The sequence below is a fragment of the Mongoliitalea sp. genome (assembly GCF_054166905.1).
In genome coordinates this window covers 23,355-44,343 of sequence record NZ_JBSZCK010000031.1, presented here as the reverse complement: position 1 = coordinate 44,343, position 20,989 = coordinate 23,355, and the positions used below count along the sequence as shown (strand labels likewise).

The following is a 20,989-nucleotide window of genomic DNA, read 5'->3' as shown; positions in this document are numbered from 1 at the left end:
ATTAACTGGTCTTGGGTTTTAAATGCGCCAAAGGAACAATCACTTCTTCCAAAGAAACCCCTCCATGCTGGAATGTGTCTCGGTAGAAATTGACGTAGTAATTGTAATTGTTTGGATATGCAAAGAAATAGTCTTCCACTGCAAAAACATAACTTGTAGAGACATTAAACCTTGGAAGTTTGGCATCTTCGGGCTTATGGATTTCAAAGACCTTCCCACTTTCGAAGTTAAGATTTTTACCTTGTTTGTACCTCAAATTCGTAGTAATGGTCTTATCCCCGATAATTTTATACGGTTTATTCACCCGCTTGGTACCATGATCTGTTGTCACAATGACCTCGGCTTTGGCATCATTAATTTTTTTAAACATTTCAAACAAGGTAGAATGTTCAAACCAACTTTTGGTCAGGGAGCGGTAAGCCGACTCATTCGGGGCAAGTTCACGAATCATTTTCATGTCGGTACGTGCGTGGGACATCATATCCACAAAATTGTACACCAATACATTGAGATCGTTGTGTAACAAATTATGGAATTGTTCCAAGGCTGTTTTACCTTGATAGGCTTGTAAAATTTTGGTATAGCTGAACTTTATATTCAGTCTATTTTTATGAAGGTTTTCAGCTAAGAACTCTTCTTCATTATTATTTTTCCCCTCATCTGTATCTTCTCCTTCCCATAAATCCGGGTGGAAACGTGCCATTTCTGAAGGCATCATGCCACTAAATAGTGCGTTTCTTGCATAGGCAGTAGTGGTTGGCAAAATACTGAAATAAGAAGTTTCTTCTTTAATGTTAAAATACTCGGTTATCAAAGGTTTTAAAACCTCCCACTGATCCAATCTCAAATTATCGATAACTATAAAAAACAAAGGCTTCCCCTCTTCCAGGTGAGGAAATACTTTTTCCTTCATCACTCGTGGACTCAAGAGCGGCTTTTCTATCTTTGGATCATTCAACCAATCGAGATAATTTGTTTTAATAAACTTTGCAAATGAGCTATTAGCCTCAGTCTTCTGCGTATCTAAGACATCCTGCATACTCTTATTTTCAGTCTCATCAATCTCCAATTCCCAATAGGTCAAGCGCTTATAGATATCTGCCCATTCCCTATGCGTGGATGCATCATTGCAGGCCATACTTATATTCATAAAATCCTGTCGATAAGACAGATTGGTCTTTTCAGTAATCAGCTGTTTGTTTTGTAAAATTTTCTTTACAGAAAGTAAGATCTGATTGGGATTGATAGGTTTGATCAGATAATCTGCAATCTTTCCTCCAATTGCATCGTCCATGATATGTTCTTCCTCACTCTTGGTAATCATGACCACGGGAATATGAGGCTTGATCATTTTTATCTGCTGCAAAGTCTCCAAACCTGTCATCCCGGGCATCATTTCATCCAAAAAAATCACATCAAAGGATTGCTCTTCTACTTCATCGATTGCATCCACACCCGAATTGACTGTTACAATTTCGTAGCCTTTTTGTTGAAGAAACAGAATATGTGGTTTCAATAAATCTATTTCGTCATCAGCCCAAAGGATTTTAAATTTTTGCATAAAATTCGGTTTAATTCTTTTAAAATTATAATTACTTTTGGAATCAATCAAATGTCAGCGACATTGAAAAGCAGAAAGATTCTAAATGACCCTGTTTATGGGTTTATTACCATCCCTAGTGAGTTGATTTTTTCCATTATTGACCATCCCTACTTTCAAAGGTTACGTCGGATCAGGCAGCTAGGTTTGACAGATTTCGTTTATCCGGGAGCATTACATACCCGTTTTCACCATGCTTTGGGTGCTATGCACCTCATGAGCATTACACTTGAAAATCTTCGCTATAAAGGACATGAGATTTCAGAAGATGAATTCGAAGCATCCCTGATAGCCATTTTACTGCATGACGTGGGACATGGCCCCTTTTCACATGCGCTGGAATATAGCTTGCTCAAAAACATTCCCCACGAACGTTTATCTGTCTTGGTAATGGAAGAACTTAACAGACAGCTAAATGGAAAGCTAGATCTCGCATTAAAAATATTCAATGATCAATACGAGCGTAAATTTTTTCACCAGTTGGTTTCCTCCCAGCTTGATATTGATCGATTAGATTACTTACAGCGGGACTGCTTTTTTACGGGAGTTTCGGAAGGTACGATTGGGGCGGATCGAATCATCAAAATGATGGACATCAAGCATGATCAGCTAGTAGTGGAAGAAAAAGGTCTTTACAGCATTGAAAATTTTCTTTCCGCCCGTAGGTTGATGTATTGGCAGGTGTATCTTCATAAAACTACGGTCAGCGCCGAAAAAATGCTGATCAATTTGGTATTAAGGGCCAAACATGTGCAGCAAACCCGAGGAAACCTAAGGGCTACAGATGAATTGCTACATTTTTTATCCCATGATTTTACCTTAAAGGATTTTGAGCAATCAACAGATTTACTTAACCTATTTTTGTCCCTGGATGATTTTGATATTTGGGGAGGAATCAAGCTCTGGAAAAATGAAAAAGATTATGTTCTCAAGGCTATTTCTAATATGTTTTTGGAACGGAAACTTTTTAAAATCAATTTAAGAAATGAGGAGTATGAGGTCGGCGAAATTGAAGAGATGAGGGCAAAAGTATTAAAGAAACTTGCCATCCCTGCTGATGATTTACCCTACTTTTTTACCTACGGAAGCATTAGCAACTACGCTTATTTGAACAAAGAAAAAATACATATCCTTACCAAAAAAGGAGAAATCTTGGATGTAGCTCAAGCTGCCGACCTGCCAAATATCAAAGCAATGAGTAAAATAGTGACCAAACACTACATTTGTCAGGCTAAAAATTTAAATTTGTAGGCTTTAAATACAAGAAATGAAATTTACACTTGATCAAATTGCAGGAATTTTAGGAGGAAAGGTAGAGGGCGATGGCTTAGCCACAGTTAGTAGGCTCGACAAAATCCAAGAAGGTAAAGCTGGAGGCATCAGTTTTTTATCCAATGAAAAATATGAGCCATTTCTTTATGAAACGGAGGCTACAGCAGTAATTATTTCTGAATCCCTAGTTTTGCAGAAAGCTGTAAAATGTAATCTGATTCGTGTTAAAAATCCATATACGGGATTTACCCAACTACTGGAGGCTTACAGCCAACTAACCAAGCAAAGTAAGCAAGGAATTGAGGAGCCTGCATTTATGGATACAAGCTCTAGTATGGGAGAATATGGATTTAGGGGAGCTTTTTCCTACATCGGAAAGAACTGTATTATTGGAAAAAATGTAAAGATCCATGCTCAAGCACATATAGGAGACAACTGCGAAATCGGAGATAATACCATCATTCACCCAGGTGTAAAAATTCATTATGACAGCAAGATTGGCGCAAACTGTGAAATTCATCCTGGCGCGGTTATTGGATCAGACGGTTTTGGGTTTGCCCCTCAAGAAGATGGGACGTATAAAACCATCCCTCAAATCGGCAATGTCATCATTGAAGATCATGTGAGTATAGGTGCCAACTCCACCATTGATAGGGCAACCATGGGTTCTACAGTTATCAAAAAAGGCGCAAAAATTGATAATCTTGTTCAAATTGCTCATAATGTTATCGTAGGTGAAAACACTGTTATTGCCTCTCAAACAGGAATTTCCGGTTCTACAGAAATCGGTAAAAATTGCGTGATTGCTGGACAAGTGGGTATTGTGGGGCATATTAAAATTGCAGACAATACTACAATAGGCGCAAAAACAGGAATCAGTAAAAATATTACAAGCAAAGGGCAAACGCTCTTTGGTTTTGTGGCAATGGACCTCAAGGACTTTTTGAAGTCCTATGCAATTTTCAGAAATCTCCCTCAAATCCAACAAAGAATTAAGGAACTGGAAAAAAAAGACTAAATTTGCATCTTTTAAAAATCTGTAAGAAAGAATCATGAGGGTAAAACAGCATACCATCAAAAAACAAGTAACTGTCAGCGGTGTAGGTTTGCACACAGGTGTCATTTCGAATATGACCTTTTTGCCTGCACCACCTAATCATGGCTACAAATTTCAGCGAATAGATATTGAAGGCAGACCAATCATCGATGCAGATGTAGACAATGTAGTAGACGTATCTCGAGGAACAACTTTGGAACAAAGTGGTGCACGGGTATTTACGGTAGAACATGTACTGGCAGCCTTAGTAGGATTGGAAATTGATAATGTGTTGATTCAATTGGACGGACCCGAACCTCCTATTATGGATGGATCATCTATTCAATTTATAGAAGTATTGGAAAACGCAGGAATTGAGGAACAAAATGCATTAAGAAGATTTTTTGAAGTCCCTGAAAGCATTTCTTACAGAGATGCTTCCCGTGAGGTTGAAATTGCGGCACTTCCTTTGGATGACTACCGTGTGACTGTAATGGTTGACTACAATTCTCCCGTGTTAGGAAGTCAGCATGCCTCGATTACAAATATCAATCAATTTAAAGCTGAGATAGCTTCTTGCAGAACTTTCTGCTTCCTGCACGAATTAGAAATGCTTTACAATCAGAATCTGATCAAAGGCGGAGATCTAAATAATGCCATTGTGGTAGTAGACAGAGTAGTTGAGGACTCCGAATTGGAGCATTTGGCTAAAATGTTTAACAAGAAAAAAGTAGAGGTACGCAAGGAAGGTATTCTGAATAATGTGGAACTTCGTTATAAAAACGAACCTGCCAGACATAAATTACTGGATGTGGTAGGGGATTTGGCTTTGGTGGGTAGACCTTTAAAAGCACAGATTCTAGCAGCCCGTCCCGGACATGCTGCTAATGTAGCCTTTGCTAAAAAACTAAAAAGGGCTTGGGAAAAAATGGGACATAACCATATCCCCCACTACGACCCAAAGCTACCACCTGTGATGGATATCAATCAAATCAGTAATATTCTTCCACACAGATACCCATTTCAATTATTGGATAAAATCATCTATCTAGATGAAACCACCGTTGCAGGGGTAAAGAATGTAACCATCAATGAGCCTTTCTTTATGGGCCATTTCCCTGCAAATCCCGTCATGCCCGGTGTCTTGCAAGTGGAGGCAATGGCGCAAACAGGAGGTATTTTAGTATTGAGCACTGTAGACGACCCTGAAAATTATTGGACCTATTTCTTAGGAATTGAGAATTGTAAATTCCGAAAAATGGTTTTACCTGGAGATACCCTTATATTTAAATGTGAACTTTTGGCCCCAATCCGTCGTGGAATCGCAAAGATGAAAGGAGAGGCTTATGTGGGCAATACACTTGTATGTGAAGCTACCATGACTGCCAGCATTGTAAGAAAAGAATCATGATCAGCAATCTTTCCCATATTGACCCAAAAGCAAGCATCGGAAACGGGGTACATATAGATCCTTTTACCATGATACACGAGGATGTAATCATAGGTGAAGACACATGGATTGGCTCAAATGTAACCATTTATCCCGGCGCAAGAATCGGTAAAAACTGCAAAATTTTCCCAGGCGCAGTAATTGCCGGAATCCCTCAGGACCTTAAATTTCAAGGAGAAGTCTCTACAGTAGAGATCGGAGACAATACGACCATTCGAGAATGTGTAACCATCAGCCGTGGCACCATTGATAAACGAATTACCAAAGTAGGCAGCAACTGTCTTTTGATGGCCTATGTGCATATCGCGCATGACTGTATTGTTGGAAACAATGTAATTATTGCCAACTCCGTACAAGTGGCAGGCCATGTGACAATTGATGATTGGGCCATTGTGGGAGGCAGCAGTGCCATCCATCAATTTGTGAAAATTGGTATGCATAGCATGATTTCTGGTGGTTCCTTGGTAAGAAAAGATGTGCCTCCATTCACCAAAGCTGCTAGAGAGCCGCTAAGTTATGCTGGTGTTAATAGTTTAGGCTTACGAAGAAGAGGTTTTTCATCTGAAAGCATCAGTCATATCCAGGAGGTGTACCGCTATTTATTCTTAAATAGCCTGAATAATAGCCGTGCACTAGAAGAAATTGAAATCAATCTTCCTGCCACAAAAGAACGTGATGAGATCATCAACTTCATCCGATCATCCGAACGTGGAGTTATGAAAGGCTATATCAGCTAAGATGATTTCCATTCAGCTTGTCAATTGCTCCAAAAGATTCCAATTCGAGTGGATTTTCAAAGGTATCTCTCTAAATCTAGATGAGGCAAACGCTTGGGCTATTACTGGCTCTAACGGCTCTGGAAAATCAACCTTAATTAAATGTATTTCAGGACAACTACCTTTAACCGAAGGGAATATTGATTACAGCTTGAACGGAAAAAAAATCCTCGATACAGAAATTTATCAATTTTTAGTTATCAGTGCACCATACCTGGAACTGCCTGAAGAATTTACTCTGAGGGAAGTGTTGGATTTTCATTTTAAATTCAAAAAGGCATATCGGAATCTATCGATTGAAAAAATGATGGATCGAATGTATCTAAGTGAGCACAAAAACAAGGCTATCTCACAATTTTCTTCTGGAATGAAGCAACGTCTAAAATTAGGTCTGTGCTTTTTTTCAGATGTACCCCTAATTCTTTTGGATGAACCAACTTCTAACCTAGACAAAAAAGCATCCGATTGGTATTTAGACCTAGTGGAAGAATTTGGCTCAGATCGCAAAATACTCGTTTGCTCAAATGAGCCAAAGGAATATGGCTTTTGTGATAAGCAAATAACAATCGAACAATACAAGGCTCGGCCAAAGTTTTGATTGTTCAAATAAAACCCCTACATTTCAAATGATAATTACATTAGTCGCATGAAAAAATCATTTTTCACCTACCTTCTCCCTTTAGTTGTTATAATTGTATTGGGAGCTTGCCGAGAATCAGGATCAGACCCTGAGCCACAACGAACACCCGAAGAACTGGCTATTTTAGATATAACTAGCGGATCTTCCCAAGTATGGACCATTGCAGGTGGTGGTTCAGTGACAAGAGATGGAAGAACAGAGACGGCATTATATGCCAATTTTGAGCTCACTTTAGCGAGCTCCGGTAACAATAAAACCTACCAAACAACCAATAGCAACAACCTTTTTGATTCCAATGGCACTTGGGCATTTGAGGGAAGTAATTTTGACCGATTTAGATTATCCGGCTCAAGACCTGCGGCAGGCAGAGATATCACGTTCACCAGAACAGGAGATAATCTGATACTTCGATTCACTATCCCAATGCCTACGGGAAGAGTAGATGAGCGCGTTGAAGCAATTGCTGGGAATTACATCTTTACTCTAAGAAGAAGGTAGAGAGGATAGGTAATCGTAATAAGTTTTATTTGGTGATTAGTTATTGATAATCATTGAACAAAAAATGGCAGGTTATGAAAATCTGCCATTTTTTTTAGCATTTAAAATTACGGCCAAGCAGGTATTTGATCACAGTTTTTCCTTCAATACCTCCACACTGCTTCTCTTGAGGACTTCATTATTGAGAACAACCACAGGAGCGGATTTGCAAAAATCCATGCACTTGGTTTTGATGATTTTAAATTTCCCCTTGTAGTCTTCAGACCGGATTAAATCTTTGATATCTTTTTGAAGTTTCTTGCAACCTCCCTTTTTACAATCCGAACCATTGCAAACAAAAATAAATCTTCTATAAGTAGCCATTGAAAATGGGGGTTAGACTTTTAAGGTTACTAAAGTGACACCGGCTCCTCCTCTATCTGCATGTTCATCTTCTAGTCTACCCACATACGACATTGTACGAAGTAAGTTGCGGGTAATTTCTCTCAAGATACCGTCTCCTTTCCCATGAACAATCCTCAAGTCTTTTATTCCAAGCATGTAGCCATCATCCACAAAATTTTGAACCAAAGGCAGTACTTCTTCTCCCCTTTTACCGCGCAAATCCAAGTTAGGAGAAAATTCCATCATCTTAGTATTCGTATCAAATCCTGTTCTTTTGGCAAAGGATTTTTTTTCCTTCTTCATTTCTGCATTGGATATTCTCTCCAGACGGCTGATTTTAACGGTGGACTTTAATTCTCCAATCAGGATATCTGCCTCCTTCTTCTTGAGTGCCAAAACTTCAGCAACTGCGCCATTGTCCTTCAATCGGACGAAATCACCAACACCGATTTCTCCACCAATTACTTTGATCTGCTTTTCTACAACAGGAACTTCTGCAACAGGTTTGACTTCCTGCTTTAAAACCTCCAATTCTTTTCGAATGGTTTTAACCGCTTCTTTCTCTGCCTGGGTTTCTTTGATCGTACGGATGGACTGTTCAATCTTTTGATTCACTTGATCGAGCAAAGCCTTAGCTTCTGCTTTCGCTTGTTGGATGTATTGCTTCTTGTTGGTATCTATCGTCTCTTTCAGCTGATTGTATTCTTTCATCCGCTGTTCTAGCAATCGCTCCTTCTTCTGATTTTCATGGACCAACTGCTCCATTTTGACCTTCTCATTTTCCAACTTGGTCAGCATGCGATCATATTTCACACGTGTTTCGCCGATATGCTCTTTGGCATAAGCAATGATATCCTTCGAAATGCCGATCTTAGATGCAATCTCCAAGGCAAACGAACTACCCGGCTTGCCAATTTCCAACTGATACAAAGGCTCCAATTTATCCACATCGTAACGCATAGCCCCATTGACCAACCCTTGATTTTTTGAAGCCACCTCTTTCAAATTACCATAGTGAGTGGTAATCACTCCGTATGCACCAGACTTATTCAAAGCCAATAAAATCCCCTCCGCTATGGCACCTCCAAAAATCGGCTCTGTTCCTGTACCAAATTCATCGATAAAAACAATGGTCTTTTTGGTTGCCATTTGGGTAAAGTACTTCATGCTCATCAGATGCGAGCTGTAGGTACTTAGATCATTTTCAATATTTTGCTCATCCCCAATATCTATAAAAAAATTATCGAAAATACACATGATAGAATGTTCGTCCATAGGCACTAACAAGCCACACTGCAGCATGTACTGTACCATGGCCACCGTTTTCAATGTAACCGATTTACCTCCAGCATTAGGTCCAGAGATCACCAACAATCGTCTGTTATGATCCAATTCCAGCCTCAAAGGAACAATTTTTTTTCCTTGTTGCTTCAAAGCAAATTCCAATAGGGGATGGCGTGCATTGAACCAATCCAGTATTTTGACTTTTTCGATGGTGGGTTTGAATGAGCCTGTTTTGATGGCAAATTTAGCCTTGGCGCGGATAAAGTCTATCAAGCCTAGAAAAGTCAATCCTTTACGTAAATCAGGAATCATTGGACGTAGCTGATCGGTCAATTTGGTGAGGATTTTTTGAATCTCTCTACGCTCCATATACTCCAAATCCTTCAGCTCATTGTTGATGTCCAATACTTCTGCGGGTTCCAAATAAACTGTCTGACCCGTGGCAGATTCATCATGAATAAAACCACTGATTTTTCGCTTATACTCTGCCAAAACAGGGATCACCATTCTTCCTCCGCGGATGGTAATGGATGAATCTTCCGGGGTCAAGCCTTTAGAACGAGCTTCCCGGAATATCCTTTCCAGAACTTTACGAAGTCTGTTTTCTTCGTACAGTATCTGTGATCGAATCATGGAAAGTTCCTTGGAAGCATTGCTACGGATTTTTCCTTTTTCATCTATAACCCGCTCAATTGCTTTGAGCAAGTCCGAGTTCATGTGCACCAAACCCAAAAGTTCAAACAGTTGCGGATATTGTTCGGAGCGGTCTAAAATGAATGAAACACATGAAAATAAGGTTTGAAGGGAAAGTTTCAACTCGTGAAACTCTTCTTCATAGAGGAATGTCCCTTCGATTTTGGCTTTATCCAAAAAAGGATGAATATTGGTAAAGTTAGAAGCTGGGAAAAAATCTCCAGACTCCAATATTTGCTTAAACTCAGCTGTTTGTTCCAATAATCGGGTGAGTAGTTTAGGGTCTTTAGTAAAGGACATCTTATCTACAAACTCAATTCCAAGTGGTCCTGCACACTCTTCTTTGAGTAATTCCCGGATTTTGGTAAAATTTATTTTTTCCTCCAGATTTTTGGGGTAAATCATCATCAGTTATTGGTCTCCTACTTTTTCTTTGATGCTTAATGAGTCGATAATACGAGCGTAGATTTTATCCATGTGCTTGGCATCCCGCATATAAAACTCCAGACTGCTTTTAAAAACTGAATCCTCCACCTGATGTTTAGCAAAAACCTCTTTTTCTAATAATGGGTACAGCATTCGTGAAGAATCGTAGTGAATAGGGAAAGTGGTCACATACCCCTCTGCCAAATGTATATCAATCAGTACATTGATCAGTTGATCTTCGGAGAGTAGGCCGGCAGGAGCAGAATCTCTCCCACAACTGCTTAAGCAAATTAAAACCAGAATAACAAATATGTGTTTCACGGTGTAAAATTAACGGAAAATGCGGGTTGATGGAAGTTTTAACCTGATAAGTTGTCAGAGAACGCTCTCTGCCTAGGAAGATTTATGTCATATAGGAACTAATTTCTAGAAGGGAATGGTTTTTGACTTATATTTGCCATCCCTTAACATGGGGCTGACCGGTTTTGACAGTAGGTGTAAGGACTGGGCTCGCATGCAGGCTGGAGTATGTACGGCCTTGAATCATTCATACGAACATAATTGGCGAAACTCGTTACGCCATGGCTGCCTAATCTAACCCTCAGGGGATAGATACTGCTTAAAGGGTTGAGTTACGATAGTAATTCCCCAGCCACATCCCGCCTTCCGTTGTTTTGTCCGGGAGGATTTGGGGTGTCGATCAGACAGAGCTGCTTTCCGTGAGGCTACTAAGCGGGACTAAGACTAGTGGCTAAGCTGTTGTCCGGTGTGTCACCCAGCAAACAACAGTCAAAAATCCAACAGGTGACTAAGCATGTAGACGGTACGGTGTTTCCCTATCTGGACGAGGGTTCGAATCCCTCCAGCTCCACTTTTAAAATCCCACTCCCTCCTTCAGCTCTACGAGTTTTGAGGGGCGAGTGGTTTTTTTTTACCCTTTAATTGGTAATCAAAAAAACATATTCCCTCCAATTCCTAAAATTTCCAAAAGGCCTCTAAATTTGCTCGGTTTTTGTACTGATAATTAAAAACTTAACACCCACTTATCCTGCATGAATAAAACTCTTTTGCTGTCTCTCCTGATGGCATGGACCACCTGGTCGACGCTGGCTCAAAATAGCCCTGACTCTGTCAAAATTTCCCGTCTCCAACAGGAAATCGAAGTACTCAAAAATACCAATGAGCGCCTGCAACAAAACTTGGAAATCAACAATATGGTGCTCAATGACCTCATTCAAGATAAAAATATCACGGATGAAACGCGCTGGATATCTTTGCGATCAAGTATTGTCCACTCTACTCAAATCTACAAAAAACTGAGTGATGACATCATCAATCTTAAATCCCGGATGACCGACCAAGAATACCAAGGATTTATTAATTCACTAGGAAGCATTGAAGGCGGGCCTTTGGGCTTTTCTTTGGAAGAAGTAATTATAGAGTCTGCGAAGAAAATCGGGATTTTTGAAACCAAAACCAAGATGGACCGATTTCTCGAAATCACCAACAGCATTGTAGCAAGTCCTCTCACTCAAGGCGTACCATTCGTCTCCCAGGCCTTTTTTGCTTCCAATTCCTTAATTAATGTGGCTTATAGTTCAATGTTGAATGAAAAAAAACCTGACTTCCAAAAATTGGGGAAATTTGAAAGCGAATTGAACAAATACTTAGTCTACTTCTCAGCCCTTGACAAAGCCAACGCGCTGAATCAATCCTCCAACAATGACCGAGTAGTATTATTAGAAAATCTACAACTCGAGCTTCTTGCGAAGTTAAAAAAGGATGCAGTTAAACTTGGCTTCAACACTCCGGACCGCTTGGCATCTGAAACCCTCGACACCTATTTCAACCGCATCCTTGGAGGATTTTCCAAAGAATATGTAGAGGTATATCTCAACCAAATAGAACGAAAATACCGAACAGGTCCAGGGAAAGTGAACTATGCGGGCCTTATTCAAAACGAAATAGAACTCAAAAACTACAGCAATCAGGTCAGCGGCACGGTTGAATTGGCCAAAAAATTTATTTTTTACTATGATAATTTCTTCGAATTGGCCGACAACTATCACCAAAAAGTCTTGGAAGCCTTGGAGCTTGCACACAAAAACAACATTATCCAAGCCAAAAAGAGCAATGGAGTGACAGAAACCCCAATGCAGGTGTATGAAAAAATCACCAAGAATCTCAAAGACAAGAAAATGGTCCGAGACAATGGCATCAAAGCCAGCATCAACATCGCCGACCTGAGGCAAAAGATCGAAAAGGTCGATGAATTTAGATTTTTATAAAAAAAGGTTGAAGCTTTCATGCTTCAACCTTTTTTTTGCGACTGTTTAATACCGCCAACTAGTCAAATCTGCTCCTCGAGGAGCATCTCTTTTCATGATGTCCAAGATTTTTGGCAAATAGAATGTATTGTAGCGAAGCCTTGAAATGTATAGCGGATTCTCATGATCCCCATTCCAACAATGCTCTGCCCGATCTCCATAATCTACCTCTCCTCCATAGTATGGGTTGGTGGTGCTTTCCAAAAACTCTTCTACCAAGTACACTGCATTGTTGAGATAGTAATTGTCCATATCTCCGCAATAGATGTGGATTTTGCCTTTCAGTTTTTCTCCAAGGCCTTTTTCCCAATCTCTTCTCAAAATATGGCCTAAGTCATAGTTTTCTTTCCAATAAGCAGCTACTTCCGGATTGATATCACCTGTAATTTTATCCCACAAGCGAGCAGGGTAGCCATCTTCACCAACAGGGGAATAAGTCGCTTCCCAAATATCCCATTGTTGTCCACTTCTCCCCTTGGTTCCCAAGACCAATTCCCGATGATTCATCTCTTCCAAGGTAGCACTGACGTGACCTAGATGATCTCTTTTACCAGGACGCGGGGTTTTCTTCCAAGGACTGTCTAAATAATAGGCATTTTTATCTTTGTAAATATCTACCACGGTGTATGCTTGAAAATCAATAGGGTCAGGACATGCCGCAAAACAAGCTCCATACTCATCTGGATACTTGATCATCACTGCTAAAGACTCCCAACCACCCGTTGATCCTCCATAGAGAAAACGACTCCAGCCTTCCCCGATTCCTCTAAACATCTCTTCGATGTATGGAATCAATTCGTAGGTAATTGCATCTCCATAAGGCCCTTGGTTCGCTGAATTGACAGCATAGCTATCATCGTAATAAGGTGTAGGGTGTTGTATTTCAATGACCAAGTATCTTGGAAAGTTAGGGCTTATCCATTGTTGGTATTGTTTATATGCTTCCTCCTGTTGGAGAATGTTGTAACCACTGATCCCGAATCGTGCAGAGTAGTCTGGTTCTACATTCGGATCAGGAGGACTTTCTCTCCAACCTCCAAACGTGTAGGGGAAATGCCCATGAAAGATCATCAAAGGATACTTTGCCTCTGGATGTTCATCAAATCCATGAGGTAATAACACATTTGCACCCAAATACACATCTCTACCCCACCAGTCACTCAATAATTCGCTTTTCATCTTGACATGCTTGATGTACTTGGTATCCTCAGGTTCGGGAATCGCTGGAATTTCCTGATCTAACGTAATGCTAATCTTTCCTGATTTTTTGACAGTGACCGCAACTGGCTTATTGTAAAAATTACCAGGTTTGCGGTTCCATTGCTGTCCTTCCCCTTTATCAGGTGGTAATTTAAGAATTCTACCATCCTTTAAGTTGAAGGTCTCGTATCGATTCAGCAAAGCCTGCACCTGATAGGTTCCCTCCGGTACAGCCTTCAAACTTCGAATAGGATACCCAAATGCCTCTGCATTGATTGTTATAGGCTTGCCCGGTTCCCAGTTTTCTACATCTATTCCAAATGCCAATTGGGATTCGGGTCCGTCCGAAATCTGAAAGCGGGGTTCAGAAACATCATTGGTAGACAACATTAGAATCAAGCGCCCATCTTGGGCTTGATCAATCAATGCTTCGGAAAGCGTAATTTCGAAGAATGGCCCTTGGTCTTCCCTTGGTTGGCAGGAAGAAATCACAAGAGCACAGATGACTACCCAGAAGAGTGCTTGTTTCATATTCTTTTTGTTTAGGATATACTAAAGTTAAACTTTTTTCTCCTTTTCTTTTTCCAATGCCGATACTGCCCGAAGGGTTTTCAACATAGAGTCAGGCGTAACAGATATGGTATCAATCCCCTCTTCAATCAGAAATGCTGCAAAATCTGGGAAATCGGAAGGACCTTGTCCGCAGATACCTACCTTTACATTCTTAGATTTAGCTTTCTGAATCAACATCCGAATCATCATCTTTACCGCCTCATTTCGCTCATCGTACAGATGTGCCACCAAACTGGAGTCTCTATCCAAGCCCAAGGTCAGCTGCGTCAAGTCATTTGAACCAATAGAAAACCCATCGATGTGTTCCGAGAACTCTTCTGCCAGCATCACGTTGGAAGGTAACTCCGCCATCAAAAATACTTTGAGCCCATTTTCTCCTCGAACCAACCCAAAGGAGGCCATGGTATCCAGTACTCGCTTCATCTCTGCGGGAGTGCGGCAAAAGGGAATCATCACTATCACATTGTCCAAACCTGCTTCTTCCCGTACTTTTTTGATGGCTTCACACTCCAAGCCAAATGCTTCTTTAAATGCATCTGAGTAGTAGCGGGCCGCTCCTCTCCAACCGATCATTGGGTTTTCCTCCTCTGGCTCAAAATACTTTCCCCCCAGCAAATTCATATACTCATTGGACTTAAAATCCGAAAAACGGACAATCACATCCTTGGGATAAAATGCCGAAGCGATCCTTCCAATTCCGTAGGATAATTTTTTGATAAAAAAGTCACTTTCCGAATCAAAGCCGGAGGTGATCTCCGCTATTTTCTTGGAAAGCGCCTCATCCCCGACTTCTCTGTGCTTCAAAAGCGCCAGTGGATGAACCTTGATGTAATTATTGATGATAAACTCTTCTCGGACCAACCCAACCCCACTGTTGGGGATTTTTGAAAATTTGAATGCCATATCAGGCGAAGCAACATTCATCATTAATGGCGTCTTGGTCACAGGAAGATCCTTGAGATTGGTTTGTATTTCTTCAAACTCAATCTTCCCTCTATATACTTTTCCTGTCTCTCCATCAGCACAGGAAACTGTAATTTCATCATCATCCTGCAACACCTGAGAGGCGTTGCCAGTGCCTACAATTGCTGGAATGCCCATCTCTCTGGCCACAATCGCTGCATGACAGGTTCTGCCCCCCTTGTCCGTGACGATGGCTGAGGCTTTTTTCATAATGGGCTCCCAATCAGGGTCGGTCATCTCTGTGACGAGTACAGAACCTTCTTTGAAGGCTGCCTCATCCACACTTCCATCCCGTCCATCCAAAGAATATAACTTATGCACCTTTCCAAAACCGATGCGGTCTCCTACGGCGATGCCTTCCATGATCAATTTGGAAGCAGACTGTTTTTCGTCAAAATGATATTCCACCAAGACATCCTCCGCACGTTGAGAATGCACAGTTTCTGGACGTGCTTGGACGATAAATAGCTGTTTGGTCAATCCATCCACAGCCCATTCTACATCCATTGGGGTTGGAACCCCTCGTTTCTCTGTATAATAGTTTTCAATCTCAGTCACCCAGCGAGCCAACAATAAAATTTGGTCTTCGTTGAGGCAGAAATTATTAGCTAATTTCTGATCCACAGGGACCCGCTTCACCAATTCAGTAGGGGTAGTTCCGTAAACCAGTTTGTGATGTTTACGCCCCATTTTCTTTTCAATAATGGGCCTAAGGGAAGGTTTACTCAAATTAGGTTTATAAACAATAAATTCATCAGGAGATATTTCCCCTTGCACCAGCAGCTCTCCGAGGCCATATGCCCCGTTGATCACTACTGCATCTTTGAATCCGCTTTCGGTATCAATGGAAAAGGCTACACCAGACACACCCAAATCTGAACGTACCATTTTTTGCACACCTACCGAAAGCTGTACCGCAGCATGGTCAAAGCCCCTTTCTGCCCGGTATGAAATTGCCCGATCGTTGTAAAGGGAGGCAAAGCAGCTTTTGACAGCATTCAGCAAACCCTGTGCACCTCTGACATTTAGAAAAGTCTCTTGCTGTCCGGCAAAGGATGCATCTGGTAAGTCCTCTGCCGTTGCAGATGAGCGAACAGCCACATCCGTTGCATCATTGTCGTATCGGGCAGAGAGTTCGTAATAACGTTCGGTGATCTCTTGCACCAAAGCAGCGGGAAAAACACCATCAGCGACCAAGCGACGAATGGCGGCTCCTGTTTTTCGGAGCTTAATAATGTCAGAGGTATCGATGCCCTCTAAGAGTTGGTCGATTTTTTCACGTAATTGATTGTGATGAATGTACGCATTGAACGCTGAAACAGTAATGACAAATCCACCAGGGACAAGGATGTTACGAGCAGCCAAGTTTTGGATCATCTCACCAAGAGAGGCATTTTTTCCTCCCACGAGGTGAATCATGGAAAGGTCAACTTCTGTTAAATCTAACAGGTAAGGGGTATTGTTCATGGAATAATCATTTGGGTTTATTTCAGAAAAGGACTTAGAAGACAATTAAAAAACTGAATCCTAGGGACTCATAAGTTCAGTAAAAAGAATGAAAAGTAAAAATTTAATTTGACTCAAAATCTGTGCATTGCAACTTAATAATCGTTCGTAACACAAGTCACTCAACTACTCAAAACATTTACTTATTTTAGCTATTAAAATTATTTATGCTTCCACTATGACCTACTTCATTTCTAAAACCATCACAGAAACAAATTTCAACGCTACAAAAAGCAAAGTAATGGAAGCCTAGGAAATTCCGAAATTGAACCCCTTGCCGCAGACGTGAGAGAAAAACTTGCTCGGGTGATTGAGAAAGTTTAAGGATTATTGGAACTATTACCTATCTATTTTTATCTTCTAAAAATACAGGTCAGATATAGATATCAGGGCTGACTCCCCTAGTCGCAGATTAACGTAATTTTATGCTACGAAGAAAACAGGGCCAATGCCCCTGTATCTTTTCGAGTAAGCAAACAAGGCATTCTAGAAAAGTAATTATAGACACAGATTCACAACAGAAAAACACGGGTTATCCCAGTTTTTTCAATTTATCTCAACCTTATTTCCATCTACCCCTCCCAACAATATCTCAGTATCCAATATCAATAAATATCACCCCCAATTTATTTCACAAAGTATATTTCCACCTTATTTCCATCTACCCCTCCCAACAATATCGCAATATCCAATATCAATCAATATCTAATCCCCTTTATTAACCAACAGAAAAGTTTGCTGCCCAATCTCCAACTCCTCATTGGTAGGTATCACCAAAATTTTCACCTTACTTCCCTCCTTATGAACTTCCCGAACACCACCACTTCGGATAGCATTTTTCTCATCGTCCAATTCAATGCCCAAATATGACAAATCCTTACAGGCTGCTGCTCGCATGTCGGCGTCATTTTCACCAATACCTGCAGTAAAAATTAAGGCATCGAGACCATTCAATACAGCTACATAACTTCCGATATATTTTTTGATGCGGTAGGCATAAATTTCATAAGCCAAGGCAGCATCCGTATCTCCCTTCGCAATCGCTTCTTTGACATCCCGCATATCGCTGTAGCCACAAAGTCCCAAGAGTCCGCTTTTTTTATTGAGCAGATCATTGACTTCTTTGGGGGAATAGCCTCTTTCATTGATCAAATGGAATATGATCGAGGGATCAATATCACCCGCACGTGTTCCCATCACTAAGCCACCCATAGGACCTAAGCCCATGCTATGATCTATAGATTGTCCGTCTTTGATAGCTGTGATACTACTACCGTTACCTAAATGGACTACAATCAACTTAGAAGAACTTACTTGTAAATATTCCTGTGCTTTCTTACTTACATATTGATGGCTGCTTCCGTGAAATCCATAGGCTCGAATCCCTTTCTCCTCATACAAGGCCTTTGGTATCGCATAGCGATAAGCTCGAGGGGGCATACTTTGATGAAATGCCGTATCAAAAACGGCCACTTGGATGGCATTAGGAAAAACCTTCTCTGCCACCTCAATTCCTGTGAAGTTAGGAGGATTGTGCAAAGGTGCCAATGCAAACAATTCCTTGATTTTATCTTTGACCTGTGCATCGATAACGGTGGTAGAAGCAAACTCCTCTCCTCCGTGCACGACCCTGTGACCGATTGCTTTTATCTCATTCAAACTTCCCAAGATTCCTTTCTCCACATCAATTAAAAGCGAGGTAACTTGCTGCAAGCCCACCTCATGATCGGGTATTGGCATTTGGAAGGAGAATGTTTGTTGTTCTCCATCCTTGAAAACTTTATGTGAAATACTCCCTGTTTCTAAGCCAATTCTATCCACCAAACCCATACAAATTGGATTTTCATTAGGCATATCGAATACTTGATATTTCAACGAACTACTTCCTGAGTTAATTACTAATATTTTCATAAAAACTACTCTTGTGCTTGGATAGATGTGATGACTACCGTATTGAAAATATCATCCACCGTACAGCCACGGCTGAGATCGTTGACTGGTTTGTTGAGTCCTTGTAGCATGGGACCAATGGCCATGGCGCCTGTTTCCCGCTGCACGGCCTTGTAGGTGTTGTTCCCTGTGTTCAAATCAGGGAAAATCAAGACTGTTGCCTGTCCTGCCACAGGAGAACCTGGCATCTTTTGCTGCCCTGTCAAAGGATCCACTGCCGCATCGTATTGGATTGGCCCTTCTACCAAGATGTCCGGTCGCTTTTCTTTGATGAACTCAGTGGCTTTTCGTACTTTCTCTACATCTTCTCCTGTACCCGAAGCACCGGAGGAATAGGAAAGCATCGCTACTTTGGGCTCAATACCAAAGCTTTTGGCCGTATCAGCGGAGGAAATGGCAATTTCAGCCAACTCTTCCGAGCTTGGATTGATATTGATAGCACAGTCACCAAACACCAATACACGCTCCGGTAAACTCATAAAGAAAATAGAAGACACTAAGGAAATACCCGGCTTAGTTTTGACAAATTGCAGCGCAGGCCTGATGGTATGTGCTGTAGTATGTGCAGCACCGGAAACCATTCCATCTGCATGCCCTTTATACACCATCATCGTACCATAATAAGCCACATCCGACATTAAGTCTCTTGCTACACCTAATGGCATATTCTTCCCTTTTCTTAGCTCAAATAGCGTATTTGCATAATCATCGAAGAAAATAGATTCGACTGGATTAATCAATTGACAGTTTTCCTCGTTCAAGCTTAGTCCTAATCGATTGATAGCAGCTTTCATCTCCTTGATATCGCCCAAAATACTGATATTGACAATATCTTGCTTCACTAATCTATCGGCAGCCAGTAAAATCCTGTCATCTTTTCCTTCTGGAAGGACTATATGTTTTTTCTTACTTCTGGCCTTGCTTACCAATTGGTATTGGAACATTCGGGGAGTCATACCTACATGAACAAAATTTGCCATGGCCGTTTCCAGACTTTCTACATCAATATATTTTCTAAATGTATTGATAGCAGACTCAATCTTGGCCTGATTATCAGGGGCTATTTTGGAATGAATCCCAGCTACTTTGGTTGCAGCGTAAAAGGATGGTTCTTGTACAGAAAGAATGGGTAAATTCACCTCAGATCCTTCTATGAGTTTGATAACAGATTCAGCTAGATCAAAGCCTCCTGTGAGTACAATTCCTGCAATCTTTGGATAATTCTGGGATAAGCTTGCCTGAAGAGAGGCTAAGACAATGTCAGCGCGGTCACCGGGAGCTACAATGAGCACGTTTTTTTTGATATGATTCAAAAAATTCGAAACCTGCATGGCTCCAAAGATGAAATGATCAACCCTGTTGTGGAGAAATTGCTCACCAAATAAGACTTCTGCATCCAAGTATTTTTTCACCTCATTCATGGTAGGACTTTTCAATTCCACAATCTGCGGTATAATTGTGATTTTTATAGCTGCCTGAATATGGTTCCCAATTGCCTTGGTTAATTCCTCGACATCTTCTTCTTTTACTTTATTGATAACTAAAGCTAAGACATCCACTTTCCTAGAAGTGAAGTTTTGCACCGTTACCGCAGCTGAATTAAGGATTTGTGCAATGGTTTTATTTTCACCTGAAACAACTGCAATAACAGGAGTGCCGAGATTTTTAGCAATCGTTATATTGGCATCAAACTCAAATGCTGTACCTTCTCCCAAAAAGTCACTGCCTTCTATTATAGTAAAATCATAATCAGACTCTAGCCCTTTATATTTATCAATAATGGTATCAATGATATCTCCTTGCATACCATTTTCTATCAAGGTATTGGCTTGTTCACGCGTGAATGCATAACACTTTTGATACTCAAGTGGAAGTTTAAAATATTCCATTAAAGTTTCAATATGAGCATCTTTCTTTACCTCCGGACTATGATTAATAATAGGTTTAAAATAACCAATTTTCTGGCCTTTGGCTAGTAACATATCCACTAAACCTAAAGCAATGATTGATTTTCCACTGAATGGTTGAGCAGTAGCAATAAAAACACTTTTGTTGTATTCCATGGTTGAGAAATTTACAGGTCAAAATTACATTAGTTGATCAGCCTTTTATTTGATGAAAAACCGTCCAAAACATGACATTTATCATAGTAATTTCTAAATAGATTTGATAAGAAGCAAGAAATTACCCCAATTACGTAGTTAGTACAGGTGGGAAAGACCAATTGGTGAAAGAAGAATTTATTCTTTTTGAAGTTAAAAAACTCTTCTGAGCTAACAACTTTCAAGAACATTGAAAATGAATAGAATATTAGCAATTATGAATCCGATAAATTTTAGTGTAAAAATTACATTTTTTAATTTTGAAACCGATTTCATTTCTTCTATTTTTGATAGCAACAAAATTCAATA

The 20,989-nt window shown here is 40.4% G+C and carries 15 protein-coding genes and 1 other RNA gene; 8 read left to right on the top strand and 8 right to left on the bottom strand.

The features are described 5' to 3' along the window. Nucleotide 1: 1 nt before the first annotated feature. The gene (porX, locus tag ACXIUD_RS11240; RefSeq protein WP_458052735.1) at nucleotides 2–1,561 is read right to left on the bottom strand and encodes a T9SS response regulator signal transducer PorX; all 1,560 of its coding nucleotides are present in this window, start codon (nucleotides 1,559–1,561) and stop codon (nucleotides 2–4) included. 51 nt (nucleotides 1,562–1,612) lie between these two features. On the opposite strand from porX, the gene ACXIUD_RS11235 reads away from it, so the two are divergent. From ACXIUD_RS11235 to ACXIUD_RS11210, 6 genes are read left to right on the top strand one after another with little or no spacing between them, the layout of a single operon-like run. Next, nucleotides 1,613–2,851, top strand: a complete 1,239-nt coding sequence (locus ACXIUD_RS11235; protein ID WP_458052734.1) for an HD domain-containing protein — start codon at nucleotides 1,613–1,615, stop codon at nucleotides 2,849–2,851. Between the two features lie 16 nt (nucleotides 2,852–2,867). Then, nucleotides 2,868–3,890 carry a UDP-3-O-(3-hydroxymyristoyl)glucosamine N-acyltransferase gene (gene lpxD / locus ACXIUD_RS11230; protein ID WP_458052733.1) on the top strand — a complete coding sequence of 341 codons (1,023 nt, stop codon included), beginning with the start codon at nucleotides 2,868–2,870 and terminating at the stop codon, nucleotides 3,888–3,890. A 34-nt stretch (nucleotides 3,891–3,924) separates the two neighbouring features. Then, complete coding sequence (locus tag ACXIUD_RS11225) at nucleotides 3,925–5,319, top strand: bifunctional UDP-3-O-[3-hydroxymyristoyl] N-acetylglucosamine deacetylase/3-hydroxyacyl-ACP dehydratase (protein WP_458052732.1); 1,395 nt, start codon at nucleotides 3,925–3,927, stop codon at nucleotides 5,317–5,319. Further along, nucleotides 5,316–6,095: an acyl-ACP--UDP-N-acetylglucosamine O-acyltransferase gene (gene lpxA / locus ACXIUD_RS11220; protein ID WP_458052731.1), complete on the top strand. Its 780-nt coding sequence runs from the start codon at nucleotides 5,316–5,318 to the stop codon at nucleotides 6,093–6,095. Before ACXIUD_RS11225 ends, lpxA begins: the two co-directional genes overlap by 4 nt. Before the next feature lies 1 nt (nucleotide 6,096). Continuing rightward, nucleotides 6,097–6,732, top strand: a complete 636-nt coding sequence (locus ACXIUD_RS11215; RefSeq protein ID WP_458052730.1) for an ABC transporter ATP-binding protein — start codon at nucleotides 6,097–6,099, stop codon at nucleotides 6,730–6,732. Nucleotides 6,733–6,780: 48 nt separating this feature from the next. After that, complete coding sequence (locus ACXIUD_RS11210; RefSeq protein ID WP_458052729.1) at nucleotides 6,781–7,272, top strand: hypothetical protein; 492 nt, start codon at nucleotides 6,781–6,783, stop codon at nucleotides 7,270–7,272. Between the two features lie 129 nt (nucleotides 7,273–7,401). On the opposite strand, the gene ACXIUD_RS11205 is transcribed toward ACXIUD_RS11210, so the two are convergent. The 3 genes from ACXIUD_RS11205 to ACXIUD_RS11195 are packed head-to-tail and all read right to left on the bottom strand — an operon-like array spanning nucleotide 7,402 to nucleotide 10,380. Then, nucleotides 7,402–7,635, bottom strand: a complete 234-nt coding sequence (locus tag ACXIUD_RS11205) for an NAD(P)H-dependent oxidoreductase subunit E (RefSeq protein WP_458052728.1) — start codon at nucleotides 7,633–7,635, stop codon at nucleotides 7,402–7,404. Nucleotides 7,636–7,647: 12 nt separating this feature from the next. After that, nucleotides 7,648–10,038 (bottom strand): endonuclease MutS2, encoded by a 2,391-nt coding sequence (locus ACXIUD_RS11200; protein ID WP_458052820.1) that lies wholly within the window; start codon nucleotides 10,036–10,038, stop codon nucleotides 7,648–7,650. Nucleotides 10,039–10,044: 6 nt separating this feature from the next. Next, nucleotides 10,045–10,380: a DUF4296 domain-containing protein gene (locus ACXIUD_RS11195; protein ID WP_458052727.1), complete on the bottom strand. Its 336-nt coding sequence runs from the start codon at nucleotides 10,378–10,380 to the stop codon at nucleotides 10,045–10,047. A 150-nt stretch (nucleotides 10,381–10,530) separates the two neighbouring features. On the opposite strand from ACXIUD_RS11195, the gene ssrA reads away from it, so the two are divergent. Beyond that, nucleotides 10,531–10,933, top strand: a transfer-messenger RNA (tmRNA) gene (gene ssrA, locus ACXIUD_RS11190). 178 nt (nucleotides 10,934–11,111) lie between these two features. Beyond that, a complete protein-coding gene (locus tag ACXIUD_RS11185; protein WP_458052726.1) occupies nucleotides 11,112–12,347 on the top strand; it encodes a hypothetical protein in 1,236 nt (411 codons plus the stop codon). A 45-nt stretch (nucleotides 12,348–12,392) separates the two neighbouring features. On the opposite strand, the gene ACXIUD_RS11180 is transcribed toward ACXIUD_RS11185, so the two are convergent. From ACXIUD_RS11180 to pta, 4 genes are all read right to left on the bottom strand, one after another. Beyond that, complete coding sequence (locus ACXIUD_RS11180) at nucleotides 12,393–14,117, bottom strand: alpha/beta hydrolase-fold protein (protein WP_458052725.1); 1,725 nt, start codon at nucleotides 14,115–14,117, stop codon at nucleotides 12,393–12,395. Nucleotides 14,118–14,144: 27 nt separating this feature from the next. Next, nucleotides 14,145–16,589, bottom strand: a complete 2,445-nt coding sequence (ppsA, locus tag ACXIUD_RS11175) for a phosphoenolpyruvate synthase (protein ID WP_458052724.1) — start codon at nucleotides 16,587–16,589, stop codon at nucleotides 14,145–14,147. A gap of 744 nt (nucleotides 16,590–17,333) precedes the next feature. Further along, nucleotides 17,334–18,539, bottom strand: coding sequence for an acetate/propionate family kinase (locus tag ACXIUD_RS11170; RefSeq protein ID WP_458052723.1), 1,206 nt, complete (start codon nucleotides 18,537–18,539; stop codon nucleotides 17,334–17,336). A gap of 5 nt (nucleotides 18,540–18,544) precedes the next feature. Next, the gene (gene pta / locus ACXIUD_RS11165) at nucleotides 18,545–20,641 is read right to left on the bottom strand and encodes a phosphate acetyltransferase (RefSeq protein WP_458052722.1); all 2,097 of its coding nucleotides are present in this window, start codon (nucleotides 20,639–20,641) and stop codon (nucleotides 18,545–18,547) included. Between the last annotated feature and the right edge of the window lie 348 nt (nucleotides 20,642–20,989).

What these genes read in the sequence shown, in the direction of transcription:
- porX (WP_458052735.1), bottom strand. Translation starts at nt 1,561, where the DNA reads ATGCAAAAATTTAAAATCCTTTGGGCTGATGACGAAATAGATTTATTG.
- ACXIUD_RS11235 (WP_458052734.1), top strand. Translation starts at nt 1,613, where the DNA reads ATGTCAGCGACATTGAAAAGCAGAAAGATTCTAAATGACCCTGTTTAT.
- lpxD (WP_458052733.1), top strand. Translation starts at nt 2,868, where the DNA reads ATGAAATTTACACTTGATCAAATTGCAGGAATTTTAGGAGGAAAGGTA.
- ACXIUD_RS11225 (WP_458052732.1), top strand. Translation starts at nt 3,925, where the DNA reads ATGAGGGTAAAACAGCATACCATCAAAAAACAAGTAACTGTCAGCGGT.
- lpxA (WP_458052731.1), top strand. Translation starts at nt 5,316, where the DNA reads ATGATCAGCAATCTTTCCCATATTGACCCAAAAGCAAGCATCGGAAAC.
- ACXIUD_RS11215 (WP_458052730.1), top strand. Translation starts at nt 6,097, where the DNA reads ATGATTTCCATTCAGCTTGTCAATTGCTCCAAAAGATTCCAATTCGAG.
- ACXIUD_RS11210 (WP_458052729.1), top strand. Translation starts at nt 6,781, where the DNA reads ATGAAAAAATCATTTTTCACCTACCTTCTCCCTTTAGTTGTTATAATT.
- ACXIUD_RS11205 (WP_458052728.1), bottom strand. Translation starts at nt 7,635, where the DNA reads ATGGCTACTTATAGAAGATTTATTTTTGTTTGCAATGGTTCGGATTGT.
- ACXIUD_RS11200 (WP_458052820.1), bottom strand. Translation starts at nt 10,038, where the DNA reads ATGATTTACCCCAAAAATCTGGAGGAAAAAATAAATTTTACCAAAATC.
- ACXIUD_RS11185 (WP_458052726.1), top strand. Translation starts at nt 11,112, where the DNA reads ATGAATAAAACTCTTTTGCTGTCTCTCCTGATGGCATGGACCACCTGG.
- ACXIUD_RS11180 (WP_458052725.1), bottom strand. Translation starts at nt 14,117, where the DNA reads ATGAAACAAGCACTCTTCTGGGTAGTCATCTGTGCTCTTGTGATTTCT.
- ppsA (WP_458052724.1), bottom strand. Translation starts at nt 16,589, where the DNA reads ATGAACAATACCCCTTACCTGTTAGATTTAACAGAAGTTGACCTTTCC.
- ACXIUD_RS11170 (WP_458052723.1), bottom strand. Translation starts at nt 18,539, where the DNA reads ATGAAAATATTAGTAATTAACTCAGGAAGTAGTTCGTTGAAATATCAA.
- pta (WP_458052722.1), bottom strand. Translation starts at nt 20,641, where the DNA reads ATGGAATACAACAAAAGTGTTTTTATTGCTACTGCTCAACCATTCAGT.